Annotated in this window: 15 protein-coding genes; 5 read left to right on the forward strand and 10 right to left on the reverse strand. The window is 39.3% G+C overall.

Annotated features, from left to right (window positions below; genetic code table 11):
* Positions 1–761: RNA-guided endonuclease InsQ/TnpB family protein (locus LGZ99_RS08505; protein ID WP_262979023.1), on the forward strand; the 761-nt coding region annotated here is incomplete at its 5' end.
* Positions 762–784: 23 nt separating this feature from the next.
* Here the strand turns inward: LGZ99_RS08505 and LGZ99_RS08510 are convergent.
* The 7 genes from LGZ99_RS08510 to LGZ99_RS08540 form a co-directional block, all read right to left on the reverse strand.
* Positions 785–1906, reverse strand: coding sequence for a helix-turn-helix domain-containing protein (locus LGZ99_RS08510; RefSeq protein WP_036837801.1), 1122 nt, complete (start codon positions 1904–1906; stop codon positions 785–787).
* A gap of 10 nt (positions 1907–1916) precedes the next feature.
* Positions 1917–2516, reverse strand: a complete 600-nt coding sequence (locus LGZ99_RS08515) for a hypothetical protein (RefSeq protein ID WP_036837803.1) — start codon at positions 2514–2516, stop codon at positions 1917–1919.
* 219 nt (positions 2517–2735) lie between these two features.
* A complete protein-coding gene (locus LGZ99_RS08520) occupies positions 2736–3830 on the reverse strand; it encodes a Tli4 family immunity protein (protein WP_036837805.1) in 1095 nt (364 codons plus the stop codon).
* A complete protein-coding gene (locus tag LGZ99_RS08525) occupies positions 3823–4686 on the reverse strand; it encodes a hypothetical protein (RefSeq protein ID WP_235184686.1) in 864 nt (287 codons plus the stop codon). Before LGZ99_RS08525 ends, LGZ99_RS08520 begins: the two co-directional genes overlap by 8 nt.
* Positions 4686–4991, reverse strand: a complete 306-nt coding sequence (locus LGZ99_RS08530; protein ID WP_235184688.1) for an esterase/lipase family protein — start codon at positions 4989–4991, stop codon at positions 4686–4688. The genes LGZ99_RS08525 and LGZ99_RS08530 overlap by 1 nt, the downstream gene beginning before the upstream one ends.
* 9 nt (positions 4992–5000) lie before the next feature.
* On the reverse strand, positions 5001–5423 hold the full coding sequence (locus LGZ99_RS08535; protein WP_235184689.1) for a hypothetical protein: 423 nt from the start codon (positions 5421–5423) through the stop codon (positions 5001–5003).
* 903 nt (positions 5424–6326) lie between these two features.
* Entirely contained in the window at positions 6327–7511 is a 1185-nt protein-coding gene (locus LGZ99_RS08540; protein WP_235184691.1) for an MFS transporter, read from the reverse strand.
* 178 nt (positions 7512–7689) lie between these two features.
* On the opposite strand from LGZ99_RS08540, the gene LGZ99_RS08545 reads away from it, so the two are divergent.
* On the forward strand, positions 7690–8586 hold the full coding sequence (locus LGZ99_RS08545) for a LysR family transcriptional regulator (RefSeq protein WP_021325382.1): 897 nt from the start codon (positions 7690–7692) through the stop codon (positions 8584–8586).
* A 17-nt stretch (positions 8587–8603) separates the two neighbouring features.
* On the opposite strand, the gene LGZ99_RS08550 is transcribed toward LGZ99_RS08545, so the two are convergent.
* A complete protein-coding gene (locus LGZ99_RS08550; protein WP_051769280.1) occupies positions 8604–9311 on the reverse strand; it encodes an acetyl-CoA C-acyltransferase in 708 nt (235 codons plus the stop codon).
* A 255-nt stretch (positions 9312–9566) separates the two neighbouring features.
* Entirely contained in the window at positions 9567–9779 is a 213-nt protein-coding gene (locus tag LGZ99_RS08555) for a hypothetical protein (protein ID WP_152552715.1), read from the reverse strand.
* Between LGZ99_RS08555 and dinQ the strand changes: the two genes are divergently transcribed.
* Positions 9763–9834 (forward strand): damage-inducible type I toxin DinQ, encoded by a 72-nt coding sequence (gene dinQ, locus LGZ99_RS24800; RefSeq protein WP_387632600.1) that lies wholly within the window; start codon positions 9763–9765, stop codon positions 9832–9834. The genes LGZ99_RS08555 and dinQ overlap by 17 nt on opposite strands.
* 84 nt (positions 9835–9918) lie before the next feature.
* On the opposite strand, the gene LGZ99_RS08560 is transcribed toward dinQ, so the two are convergent.
* Entirely contained in the window at positions 9919–10107 is a 189-nt protein-coding gene (locus LGZ99_RS08560; protein ID WP_160171151.1) for an SDR family oxidoreductase, read from the reverse strand.
* 619 nt (positions 10108–10726) lie between these two features.
* Here LGZ99_RS08560 and LGZ99_RS08565 point away from each other — a divergent pair.
* Both LGZ99_RS08565 and LGZ99_RS08570 read left to right on the forward strand, forming a co-directional pair.
* Positions 10727–12475, forward strand: coding sequence for a GH39 family glycosyl hydrolase (locus LGZ99_RS08565; RefSeq protein WP_036837809.1), 1749 nt, complete (start codon positions 10727–10729; stop codon positions 12473–12475).
* Between the two features lie 273 nt (positions 12476–12748).
* A complete protein-coding gene (locus LGZ99_RS08570; protein ID WP_262979024.1) occupies positions 12749–14503 on the forward strand; it encodes a GH39 family glycosyl hydrolase in 1755 nt (584 codons plus the stop codon).
* Positions 14504–14585: the final 82 nt, after the last annotated feature.

Genomic DNA, 14585 nt, shown 5'->3' on the forward strand with positions numbered 1-14585 from the left:
GCATACACAGAAAAATTGAAGGGGAGGTGAAGAGCATGACGCTCTCTCGCACCGCCACGGGAAAATATTTCGCCGCTATCCTGTGTGACGATGGAAAAGAGGCGCGGGAAAAGCCGGGCGTTATCACCCGCGTGACCGGTTGCGATATGGGTTTGTCCCACTATCTTATTGAGTCGAATGGGGAGAAGGTCAATAACCTGCGTCACCTTATCAACGCCACCCGTAACCTGCGTCGAAAGCAGAAATCGCTGTCCCGCAAACAAAAGGGCAGTGCTAACCGCGGCAAGGCCCGATTACGTCTGGCGGCAGTCCATGAGCGGGTAGCCAATGCCCGCGCCGATTTTCAACACAAACTCTCCCGGACAATGGTTGACGAAAACCAAGCGCTCATTGTTGAGACACTAAAATCGGCCAACATGATGAAGAATCACCACCTTGCCCGCGCTATCGGGGATGCGGGCTGGAATAGTTTCCTGATGAAATTGGAATACAAAGCCGCAGCAGCGGGGGTCCACCTGGTGAAACTGGATCAGTGGTTCGCCAGTTCGAAAACCTGTCATTGTTGCGGTCACAAAGTGCCGGAAATGCCGCTGCATAAGCGGATCTGGTCATGCCCTTTCTGCCGAGTCGAACATGACCGCGATATCAATGCGGTGCTCAACATCCAGAGCAAGGGCACGAGAGAATTACAGGCGGCGGGGCTCGTCGTCTCTGCCCACGGAGGCCAGCGTAAATCCGTCATAAAGACGGTTGCGGCCTGAGAAGTGGGAAGCCTCGCCGTTTTTTACGGCGGGGAGCAGTCACATCGATATGAAAACATTGAAATGACGTTCACAGAATCGGTCTGATTCTTGAGCTCATAAAGTGAACTATCGTTAGCCAGTTCAAGTAGCATTGGCACTGTAATTTTTAAACGCTTGGCTAGTGCTTCAATATCGATACAAACATCATTAATAAGCACTTTTATTGCTCGATGGAATAATTCAGGTTTTTCATGGGGAATAAGATAATCCTCTTTTTCCTCGATAGCTTCGCCTTTGCGTTTAAGCCCCAAAAAAGCGGTTTTGTATTGAGTATCGGTTAAGAGAGAAAGTTGATGTGCCCGATAAATAATTGCTGCTTTACTCACCTTCCAGGTTAATTTGAATTCACTTAGACCTCGCCAGTTGATTCTCCCGCTGATCGGGGCAGGGAAATATTTAGCCATTGCACTTCGTGGTAAAAGCAGGGCAGAGGCAAATTGGTTGGCTTGAGATTCGGTTATCCTATCACCAGTAGATATTCCGCCGTGTAGCACAAGATGTCCAATCTCATGTGCAATATCAAACCGTTGTCGGCACGGTGATTTCTTTGCTGTATTTCTGACAATGAAAGGTCGATCTAATGGAACGGATAACGCGTCAACATCATCAGATACTGAATCAAACGAGGTAACAAATGCGCCTAGCTTTTCAGCCAGACGTGTCACGTTTTCAATTGGCCCAAATCCCAATCCCCAATCAATCCGACATTTTTCTGCTGCTCGTTCAACTTCTTCCGGGGAATTTGCTTTTAATTCAGGAAATAACACGGGGGGTAAATTTAGGTTTTCTTCGAAAACGACGATTAATCGTCTGTATAACTCAGCCTTTGCAAGTGCTGCTAATTTTGTTGCTATTCTAATTGCGCTGCGTTTACGGAAATGAACAATCTCCTCGTTCACAGGAGATTGTTCTTGGGTTTCAAAAAACGCAGGAGTAACCTGCAAGGCAGTAGCTAATTCATTAGACAGTTCATTAGTTGGCACAGCAAAGCCGGATTCCAGCCGCTGAATATATTGGCGGGTTTTATTAACCTGCTCTGCCACTTGCTCAAGAGATAGCTCGTGATACAGACGAGCTAACCGCAAATTGGAACCATTAAACACTTTTCACCTACTACTTGTTATTACGCTTGTTTTCCCTGGATTTATCAGGCACGGCAGCACTGATAGGATCCAATTCGATTGTTACCGCAGATGGCGGTGTATTGTCTGTAGAATGCAGCACGGATATTTTACTGTTATCGTAAGTCCATTGAGACAACATTTCTTCATGCTCGTTGTAGCCGGCAAAATGAACTTGTGCACCTTCGCTTTCAAACGAGGGTTTTTCTACAATAAAGCGCCATATTGTTGGTATCGTGATTTCTGGCGCCCAGAGCTGGTCTACACTATTACGGCGAAAGAACCCTGATTTTTTAGGATTTTCTGGATCATCACTAAAAAAACGAAGTGGGATTGCTTCTATTTCGATAGTTGTATCCATACCAGGATTAGTTAATTTCAGCCAATGATAAGTACCTTTCATACAGAGCTGGATAAGGCATTGTCTTTGGCGGCCGAATGTACAGGTTCCTCGGGTATAATTATCATCTAATGGTGTAGAAAGCTGCTCATAAGTATGATCAAGCACATTGAGTAATTCTTTTGCAATAATACTTAAACGTTCTTCACTTAACTGTGGATGGAATTCCCAAGGATAGCGGATGTTTGGCATTTACTGTTTTCTCTAAGAGTGCAAAAATTCAAATTTGTCAACCTTGATATTGGTGCAACTTTCTGATTTTGTCAACCCAACATTATTTCAATAGTTTTTTTAATGCATCTCAAATTGAGCTAATTACACGGTTGTTGATTACCACTTATCTTCCCCATCCCGATTTCTAACACCTATATCCTTATAAGCGTTTTCATTTAAAACGTGTTTTTATTGCTATTAGAAAGCACCCGGCCTTTTACGAAAGGTACTTATTACCGTATCCCAAAATGTAATCAGCTCATCTCCGGTATAGGGTGTCGGGGGTAACTGATAATTCCTCAACATAATATCAACATAGGGATTTTTATAGTCCCCAGCCGTTTCATTTGCAACTAACTCAAATTGATATCGAGGGTTATTGTCAAAAGGTTGCAGACCGATTGCTAATAATTCTTCCGCATGAATACCGTTCACTTCCTTTTTCCCTTTTCTGGCTATCCCGCCACGGTTAGCATGCAAATCCTTTTCAATTTCACCAATACGTTCAAGCAAGGTGTTTTCCCCTGTCAGGTCATTAATGATTTCAATACTGAACTTAAAGTTCTCATCCTTATTTCCCCGATAGACAAAACCCATACTCTCTTTCTCATTCCAATTACCGGCAATAAACCCATCAGGAATACAGGTTCCCGCTACTGTCGGGATTTCTGTATCTTTTCTGCCGCTGATTCGGGAAAGCAGGCTGTTCATTTTATGCAGAGTTTGATACAACTCATTATATTCCCTTTCAGAAAATCTACCTTTGATAAAATCGTCCCTGTCTGCTTTATACTTATCATCTGACAACTCAGTAAATTCCATTGTTACGGTAAAAGCAACACCATTGCTATACAAATGCGCTTCTAATACCCGGGCATAACCAGGAATACCAGAACTTTCATTCCTGTCGAAGATCACACCTTCCATATTACCTTGCAGACGATAGACTTTTTTTAAAAAAGGCATATCTTTTGGATCAACATATTGAGTCGTCTTTAATTCCTGCTCTCTAGCCTCTATCCGATATTCAAATTCAGGTGGATACAAACGTTCCGTTTCTATTTTCGCATCGCCAATAAATATCCCATCATGGATAATATTGCCAAATACCGCAGGGATATCAATCAGATAACGGCCCACACAACGGGTTTGCATATTGGTTAACATTTCAGTTGTCACTTGCTTTTCCTTCTCGGTTAAACTGGGGTGATAAGGGTCAGGGAAATACCACCGCCAGAGGGCATAAATAGCCAACACAGACAATAAAATAAGGAAGATATTTTTCTTATTCAATCTTCACCGCCTGAACCATCTTCACAATTGAGCGCAGAGTAAATAACCTGGCTTTATCCTCGTTATATGCCCCTTCATGGTCAGCATCCGTTGCCAACTGGCTGCATAATCTTCTGGTTGGAATACGGCCAGCCTGTTCCGGCACGGTACCATCCCCTTTCTCATTTGGAGGTGCCAGTTTAAAAGTTTTCGCGGCAATATCCTGAAAAGAAGGCCCGACAGAAAATTGAACCATACGTGTTGTGCCGGTTTCCAAATCAAAAGGATCATATAACGGTTGATTAAATGTCATGCCGGAATAATCTTCTGTTTTATTGTAATAATTTTTACTGACTTCTTTCCAAGAGATAACTCCATATGACAAATGTTTCTCACTGGCACCATAAAAGGCATACGTATTGGGGTGGTATTTACCACTCAGCTCTTCAATAAATGGCTTGACTGTTTTCTTCATTAATCGCCAGTAATCATTCCAACTTTCCTTATCTTTCCATTTATTTTCTTTATCTGGATTTAAAAACCGGGTTTCACATAATCCCCACCATCGGTTCTTTTCCAGATAAATCTCCTGATAAGGGTCGGATTCCGGCAGCTTGTGCGTGATTTTGCCATCGGCAATATGTAACCAACTTTTACCATACGCCTTTCCCGGCAAGAGCTGTAAAGGACCGGGAGACTGAGCTAATACTGGGGTCATCTCTGCACCATTACTGCCGATAACCAACCCAGTTATGCCATCTTCACCGGTTTTCATCCTCTTATAAGTCATGGGTGAACCCGTATCAGGCATAACGCCATGCACGATACCTAAAATTTTATCCCGCCCACCCAACTTTTCTGAATAATGGCGGGCCACTAACCCCCCATGGAGTGAGTGACTAAAATAACCTTATTTGCTGCACAACGTTTACCGTAGAAGGCTAAAACCTTATCAACATATTTTGCCAGCTTTTTAGCGGAATCCTCATTAGATTGCAGCCAGTTATAACCCATCACGTGAACCGGGTACATAAAACGATAACTGTGTCCAACCTCTTCCGTTGTCAGTGGTTCTTCACCCCACTCAGCCCCCAGATTCTGACCGATCAATTGTTGACGAGCAGTCTTCTTTCCCTGTCCTTCCATGCGATACTCAAACACCAGACGCTCATCATCCAGCACCAATTGAAGCTAGGGCAAAAAATGACCATAGCTCAGATAGGCCACTTCTCCCCAACCACGTTGGTGGCGATCAGGGAGTTTCCTTCCTTCGGCGATGTAATTATTTATTGCGCCCGAATCGTAAATATCGGTGTTTTGGGGATCTAATGTTCTTTTCCTATAAGAAGCATCCTTTGATATCCAACCTGCAACACCAAGCTGAGAATTTACCAACCAAACTGGCTCATCATCATGTTTCGATTTTAAATTGCTCCCCATTACCCCCGGCAAGAAAATCACCGGGATCACCTTACTCGCGTATTTCAAACAAACTGCTATCAGGTTTTCTTCCTTTCTGGCATTAGGTAGGTTGTAGTACGGACGACCACATTCATCATATTCAGGATGAAGATAAATTTCTTTTTCTTCTTCTTTTTCAATTGGTTTATCCATTATCTACTCCTTATCTTCTATTGCGTTAATGGGATGAGTTGTTTCTGGATAAGGTTATTCTCTTAACGAGTGTCTACAGAAGCCAATATAAAAAACATGGAAAACATAACATATCAAAAAAAGCCAAACAATATGAAATTTATTTTCAGGAAAGATTTCATTGATTCTTTTAATCTGGATTACCGAATTATTTCAGTAGCAGTTTTTCTGTTTTACATTTTAATAAACTGCAAATGCAATGATGCACTCCTGTTATTTCATCGACTTTCATTAAATATATTTTTATTTAAATTTCAATGCATTATATTACACAAATTAATTTAAACGAGTAAATTTATCTATTCTATTATTGCCATCCCCTCATTCATTTGGCAAGTAATCAGAATATTATTCCCCTTAATACGAAAGAGAATTAATCTCAATTACGCTATATTTAACTAAACAATACTTAAACAACATCGTCCATAAACCTCATAATCAATGGAATTTTTAGGAATATTCTTAGTGATATCTTAATGAAGGTTTAATTATAAAAAGATGGATCAATGAAGATTAACACGCAGAAAAGAATTACCCATACTCAAAGAAAATCCAGAATTGATGAGGGGATGAGTTGTCAGTCTGATATTACCAATTAGTGAATAAAGTAACTTTACGATGTTAAACAAATTCATAAGTAAACGAAACTATTCACCTTGTTAAACTGTCATAACCTCATCATACACTGAACTTTAAGCCTCTCGAAAATACCCTCCAACATATTGTTTTTATTGGATTTTATTGGAGGCAACTTTGCGTGAGAAAGCAACCAAAAGATGACTGAATAGTAAGCGTTTTCATGATTTTCAGGTGATAGCAAAAGATAGCTTGGGACGTAGTGTATAAAGCTATTTCTGAGCGCGGTTATACCAGACGTTTCGTACCAAACAGAACCAAAATAGCTGCTAATAGTGCGCATCCGCCGCCGCTGAGGGCGACACCACTCCATGAAAGATGCCAGGCTGCTATTGCTCCTAAAGAGGAACCCGCTGCGCCACCGGCGAAATAGCATGTCATAAAAACGGTATTCAGTCGGCTCCGGGCATCAGGTAGTAAAGTATACAATCGTGTTTGATTCGCGACTAAACCAGCTCTGCTGCCAAGATCCAGGAAAATAATACCTGCGAATAAAAACAGAATGCTGTGACGGGTTCCACCAATCAGGCACAGGGCCAACGTCACCAATAAAGCGCCAGTAGTAACAACAGCTCTTCCCCCGAAACGATCTGTCATTGAACCCATTGTTGATGAAGCCAACATTCCCACAATGCCCGTCAAGCCAAAAAGACCTGCGATATCACTACCCCAGCCATAAGGAGGTTGGGAGAGTAATAAGGCCAGAGAGCCCCACAATGTATTAAACGCGGCAAACAACAAAAAACCGGATAAAGCGGCTTCACGCAAAAGTGGTTGCTGTTTAATCAGTTTGCCGAGTGAGGTAAGAAGCTGACCATAAGCCATAGTTTGTGGTGCTGCCGTTTTTGGAAGGACAAACCAGACTAGAAAAAACAGGAATATATCGATTAAAGCTGCCAGTAAAAACATTTCACGCCAGCCGAAATGCTCTCCGATTGCACCACTCAATGTTCTGGCAAGCAGTGCTCCCGCGAAAAGGCCACTCATCAGATTTCCTACAACCCGGCCACGTTTTTCTGGCGCTACCCACCCGGATACTGCCGGAATGATAATTTGTGCTGAAATAGAGGTTAGCCCTAATATCAGGCTACTGGTCAAAAACCATATAAAATTTGGTGCGGCGGCACATAAGATAAGGCTGGCTATATTGCCGGTTAGTAGGCAGAAAACAAGTTTACGACGACTTAATGTATCACCAAGAGGGCCAAAAAAGAGAAGCCCCGCAGCGTAACCAATTTGCGTTAACGTAGCGATCCAACCGGATGTTGCACCATCAATGCCAAAGCTTGTGCTTATTGCCGGCAATAATGGCTGATTATAATAAAGATTAGCTACAGCAAAACCGCAGGCGGCAGATAACAATATGAGAGAAATAGAAGAAGTGGGATCTGGTTTGATTGCTGTGTTTGACACGAAAACCTCCAGCATTTGATCTGTATTATCGTAAAAGAATTCTGCCACTATCTCAGGATTGCGGGAATAAAGATGGCAAGCGAAATTGCTTTGCATAGAATGCAAAATTGATAGCGCGATCAATTTCCATATCTTGCTTGTAATATCAGATACGTTTAATCATATATAGGTAAAATCTATGATGAAAGATTTGCTACGTACCGATATTCTGGCAACATTCGTTAATGTTGCCCGTTCACAGAGTTTTTCTGCTGCTGCTCGTCTACAGGGCATGGCAGCTTCATCTATTACACGTCAGATAGACAGCCTTGAGCAGATGTTGGAGGTAAAACTTTTCTTGCGTTCTACCCGTGGCTTATCACTGACTGATGCAGGAGAGATTTTATTTTCAAGAGCGCAAGATATTATCAATAATCTTGTCGATATCCAGGCTGAGTTAGCGGCTTTGGATGGAGAACCGCAAGGGGTACTGCGTGTTGCCTGCCTGCCAACGTTTGGGCGTCACCATATAATTCCTATGTTGGAAGAACTATTCATCCGATATCCCAAAATTCAGGTTGAACTTGATCAAACAGAGCGTTTGACTGATCCCGTCAGGGATCGTCTTGATGCGGTTATTCGGGTTGGTGAATTAAAAGATAGCTCTCTTTACTCAAAATGGATAGCTACCCAGACTTGGGTTGTGTGTGCCAGTCCAGGCTATATCCAGAAGTGCGGGGCTCCGACAACACTTTCTGAGTTATCTAACCATTATTTGCTTGATAAACATCATGATCCTGCTGGCATTTGCTGGTCACGCTATCAGGATGCTATCAATCTCAGCAATGAGAACAGAATTTTTCGCAGTGATGACTTTGACACATTAAGAATGGCCGCCGTCACTGGGGTTGGAGTAGGGCTTCTTCCTAACTGGGTTGTTTCGTCGGATATTCGTTCGGGAGGGCTTGTTGCATTATTCAATGATCCTGATGAACGTAAGGATGGTATCTATTTATTACGGGCACTTGCGTACCCGCCAGCAAAATTAACGGTATTTATATCACTATTGCAGGAGTGGCTTGCCAGGGAGATTTAGCGTTAATAGAAGAGTGATCAAACTTTCTCAAGGATCATCGCGATTCCTTGTCCAACGCCAATGCACATAGTACATAAGGCCAGTTTTCCTTGTTGGCGGTGTAATTGATAGACGGCATTTGCTAAAATCCGTCCCCCAGATGCACCTAATGGATGCCCCAATGAAATAGCCCCGCCGTTACAGTTGACATGGGATGCATTCCATTGAATATTCAGCTCTTTCATTACAGCCAGAGTCTGTGCGGCAAAAGCTTCATTAATTTCGATAACATCCATGTCTTCAATTCTTGTTCCAGATATCGCTAAGGCTTTTTTAACAGCTGGAACTGGCCCTATGCCCATGATTTCAGGGTTAACCCCTGCTGTTGCTGTACCAAGGATTTTTGCCAGAGGTTTAAGCTGATGTTTGTCACATGCCATTTTGCTGGCAATGAGTAGGGCGCTGGCGCCATCATTGATTCCAGAAGAGTTTCCCGCAGTAATTGTTCCTTTTTCTTTTACGATTGGCTGTAATGCAGCTAGTGCTTCTAACGATGTTTGCCTTGGATGTTCGTCCTGAGAAAAGGCTATGATATTGCCTGCTTTACCAGATAGAGTAACTGGAATAATTTCATCTTTGAAAAAACCACTTATTTGTGCCTTTAATGCTCGTTGTTGACTTTGCAAAGCAAATTTGTCTTGTTCCTGTCTTGAAATAGCGTAACGGGGATCCCCCTCTTGAGTCACGAAGTGCGAAAGTGGGGGAGGATGTCAAAGGTTGATAACACTTTTTTTAAGGTGTAGACTGATTGCGTTAGCAGGAGAATGTCGTGCTAGAACCGAGGCTACCAATCTCGTATAGCACAAAGACAAACCGCCCTATCCAAGGGTAAAAGCAAAAAAACCAACCTCATCAGTTGGTTTTTTATTTTTATCTACTCATCATTTTAATTGATTGAATCATCTGCAAATAAACCTATAATCAACGGCTGTTAGTTTGGGTTAGCGTTCTGGCCTGTGTATCTCTGACGCAAGTTTTCTTAAGTCCTGGCTGAAGTACAGGTGGTGCTGATTCAGTGCCTCGGTCAGAGCGCGATATTCTCCTGCTAACACAGATAAGGGCCAGCCGGACAGGCAGCGTAAAGGCAATGGTTGGTTAAGTCGTGCTCCTAACAGGAGCAAACGGGTGAAAGCATTTATTGATATTGCTATCATCGTTCTCAAAGCGTTAGTTGCGCTTTTAGAGCTGATCCGTGCATTTCTGAAATAGATAACGGAAACGTAGCTAAGGTCATCGGGTTAACCTCCCGGTGGCCTTTAACATTTATGGTGCATTGGTTAATCTCTTTATCCTTCAATTTATTACCTTCAGTAAAACGTGACCATATGCTTCTTCAAGCCTTTTGATTGGATTATTGAACTGATCAACCTTGCGAATTACGACAAAGATCTTTGCATGTGATTTGGTTTTCATCAATTCGTCAAGCATATATGCACCGATAAAACCTGTTGCACCAGTCAATAAAGCATTTTTCTTGGTCATCACTATTGTTACCTCATTATGTGTGGGTTTCATATTTCATTCTTTTTTTAACTTTGTAAATATATATTTAACGTATAAGTGCTTTGCATAAAATGCAAAAATACATTTCACATATATTAACTATTTGTCGCTTTTTTATTATCTGATGATTTTTTCTATAGATAATGAAATTAGTGTTGCGATTATTATAAATATAGGCATTTGTTTTTATTTTTTAATATTTCTTGGTAATGGATAATTTAAAACAGAAAGAGATTTTATTAAATTACTAACATGCTAAGTATATTTATAGCACATATTGATGACTTTTAACTATATATTAATTGATAAAGTTTACTGACTGTGTGGTTTTATTTTTTGCTATTTTATGATTATTGTTAATATCAATTTCTTACTGGGAACTTTATTCTTGTGATTATATCAATGTAATTAATTGGTTAGTAAACAAAATATAAATTAATAATTGATAACTTTAATGCGTAGTTAAAAGAGACATTTAACCATTATCTAAGTATTAGTCTCATTTATTATTATTGAATTGTCAGCGAGATATATTTATTCTCTGATATTGTTTTTGATTTGTAAATATATATATTCTTAATTAATATAGAGATTTATTATGACTAAAATTTTTTCTTTTAATAAGAATCGTCGAGATTTATCGGCTGGGCATAACTCACTTCTTAAGGAAGTTAATGGTGTGAATGGATTGCCTAAATCTCTGGCGCCTGGCTTCCCTGATTTAGATGATCAGTTTAATCAGATGGGAGTCAAACATCTCCGGATCCATGATTGTTTTGGTATTGGTGATATGGATAACTATTTCCAGGCGGACAGAAAAAATAATCAAAATCAAATTATTGTCAATGCCGAAGAAGAAAATCAATCCGCGGTTAAAAAACTTATCGCTGATATTTCAAATATCAGAAGTATTTTTCCCTATGCTGCTGCCGGGATGAGAAATCATGATATTAGTCTTGCATTAAAAGAGGCTAATTATAAAATGACTGATGCTTATCTGCGTGATGTTATGAGAAATCAAGTGGAGCTAAACCCAGATAATATTCAACGACAAATAATGTTTCGTATCGGGCGTTCCTTTGGCGGTGGTCATGAGATACCACAAGATTTTGATGTTTATGCAACATTAGTAGGTACCTTAGTGAATCGCTACGCTTTAAACTATGCCAAAATTGGCCTGCCTAGAAAAATAACCTACTGGCAGGTTTGGAACGAGCCTGATTTATCGATGTTCTGGAATAGTGATGATCCTAAAAAGTATTATGAATTATATGCAAAAGTTGCAAGAATAATTAAATCTGTTGATCCTTCTGTCAAAGTAGGTAGCGCTGGCATTGTGTTTGTTAATAATGCATTAGAGAGTTATGTTGATGGATTCTTACGATATTGTAAAGATAATGATGTGCCGCTGGATTTCTTTTCCTGGCATGGATACGTTGAAACCGGAGATCCGCAAAACATCCTTGATGTGGGGAATACGGTTCAACAAAGTTTGAAAACTTATGGTTTTACCGATGCAGAAAGTTTCTGTACTGAGTGGAATTCCTGCCCTATTGGGACAAAAAATACATATACAAAAGTGCAGGGCATTAAAAATGCGGCATATATTGCTTCCACATTTATTTATATGCAATATATGAAAATTGACAGGGCATATTATTATCGGGGAGATGGTTTATCTTTTGGTTTGTTTAATGATCAATCTAGTCCTAAAAACCCACATATTAAAAATTTCTGTACGTATTCGGCTCAATCCTTTAGTCTTTTTGCCAGAATGTTTGAAACACCTTATATCCTAAGTGGTAACAAGGATTTCTCAACAGGTTTAACGGTTTTGGCAACCGAGAATGAATCAGGTAATAAAATTAATATCCTTGCCGCAAATTATAAAGTTGACCGGAGTCTTGCAGATGGCAATTCGGCACCTGATTATTTATATCAGCAATACTATTTGGATACTAGCCGATCACTGAATAAATTAACCGATATCTGGAGTAAGAATAAATGGTTTGGTGGTGTTGATCCAACAACAATTCACCCTGATAATGCGGTAGTGCAATATGAAGTTATTAATAAAATTCCTGATGATAATATGTTGAGAGCTAAAAATCGTAATTATATTGATAGCGATCAGGGTATTACTGTGGTAATTAATCATATAGGTTATAAAAAATTTAAAGTTAAAGCGTACCGTATTCAAGAAGGGGGAACATTGGAACAAATGACACCACCAGAAGTAACTAGTCAAATTACTGTGTCTATATCTAATAATAAATTAACATTAGTGGATGAAATGGCAAAGCCTTCAACAGTGACATTATATTCACTAGAACTAAGCTATCATTAACTTAGTATTAAATTAAAGTATTATGGTGGGTTGTTTTATCTATTTTTTATTAAATAAAATCATTGTGTTTTTGTTGGTAATATTATTTTGTTTGTTGAGATAATTATAAAAATATAATTATTTAATGAGACAGGATGAGAATAATAGATAATGGTTTTAAAGTGTGGTTAAGGTTGATATTTTATTGTTAAGTTATTGGATAGGTGTTTTTATTCTCTGATATTGTTTTTGATTTATAAAGATATATATTATTAATTAATATAGAGGTTTATTATGACTAAAATTTTCTCTTTTAATAAGAATTGTCGAGATTTATCTGCTGGGCGTAACTCACTTATTAAGGAAGTTAATGGTGTGAATGGGTTGCCTAAATCTCTGGCACCTGGTTTCCCTGATTTAGATGATCAGTTTAATCAGATGGGAATCAAACATCTCCGGCTTCATGATGGTTTTGGTATTGGCGATATGGATAACTATTTCCAGGTGGACAGAAAAAATAATCAAAATCAAATGATTGTCAATGTTCCAGAGGAAAATCACTCAGCAGCTAAAAAACTTGTCGCTGATATTGCAAATGTTAGAAGTATTTTTCCCAATGCGGCGATTGGGATGAGAAATCATGATGTTAATCTTGCATTAAGAGATGCTAATTATGAAATGACGGATGCTTATCTGCGCGATATTCTGAATAATCAAGCAGATCTGAATCCAGATAATATTCAGCGCCAAATCATGTTTCGTATCGGGCGTTCTCTTGATGGAGGTTATGAAATACCAGAAGACTTTGATATTTATGCAAAATTAGTTAAAGCTTTGGTGAATCGTTATGCTGTAAACTATGCCAACATTGGAATGCCGAAAAAAATAATTTATTGGGAGGTTTGGAACGAGCCAGATTTACTGTTTTTCTGGAATAGTGATGATCCACAAAAATATTATGCATTATATGAAAAAGTAGTGAGAGTGATTAAGGCTGTTGATCCTGATGCTAAAGTCGGTGGTGCTGGCATTTCGTTTAGTAATAATGCCGGGGGTGATTATATTGATGGGTTTTTCCGGTATTGTAAGAATAATAATGTACCGTTAGATTTCTTTTCTTGGCATGGGTATGTTGACACTGGAGATCCGCAAAACATTATTGATATGGGTAATACGATTCAGAAAAGTTTGCATACTTATGGCTTTACTAAGACAGAAAGTATTTGTACTGAGTGGAATTCCAGTCCTTTTGGGTCGAGAAATACATTTACAAAAGTGCAGAGTGCTAAAAATGCAGCATATATCGCTTCGTCACTTATTTATATGCAATATACGAAAGTTGACCTGGCACATTATTATCGGGGAGATGGTTTATCTTTTGGCTTGTTTAATGATCAACCTAACCCTAAAAATCCAAATGTCAGAAATTTTTGTACCTATTCAGCTCAATCTTTTGGCCTTTTTGCCAAAATGTTAAAAACACCTTATATATTGAGTGGTCATAAAGATTTTTCAACGGGTTTAACGGTTTTGGCAACCGAGAATGAATCAGGTAATAGAATTAATATTCTCGCTGCAAACTATAAAGTAGACAAGAGTTTTTCAGATGGTAATGTAGCGCCAGTTCCTGCGGATTTATATCGACAATATTATTTTGATAGCAGCCGATCATTGGACCAATTAACGGATACCTATAGTAAAAATAAATGGTTTGGTGGTGTTGATCCCACCATAATTCATCATAATAATGCAGTAGTACAAAATGACCCTGTACAGCAGATTCCGCTGGATACTCTTTTGAGACCTAAAAATCGCGATTATACTCATAGTGACCAAGGTGTTACTGTAGTAATTGATAATATCGGTTGTAAAAAAGTGAAAGTTAAAGCATACCGTATTCAAGAAGGAGGATCTTTAGAACGAATGCGACCACCAGAGATAACTAACCAGATTACTGTGTCTATATCTAATAATAAATTAACATTAGTGGATAAAATGGCAAAACCTTCAACGGTGACATTATATTCATTAGAGTTAAATAATCATTAGTTCTTATGAAATGAAAATGTTATAGTAAGTTGTTTTCTATTTATTTTATTATTAAGTGGAAAATAAAATCATTATAATCATG

Source organism: Photorhabdus temperata (assembly GCF_025384845.1).
Classification (GTDB): domain Bacteria; phylum Pseudomonadota; class Gammaproteobacteria; order Enterobacterales; family Enterobacteriaceae; genus Photorhabdus; species Photorhabdus temperata.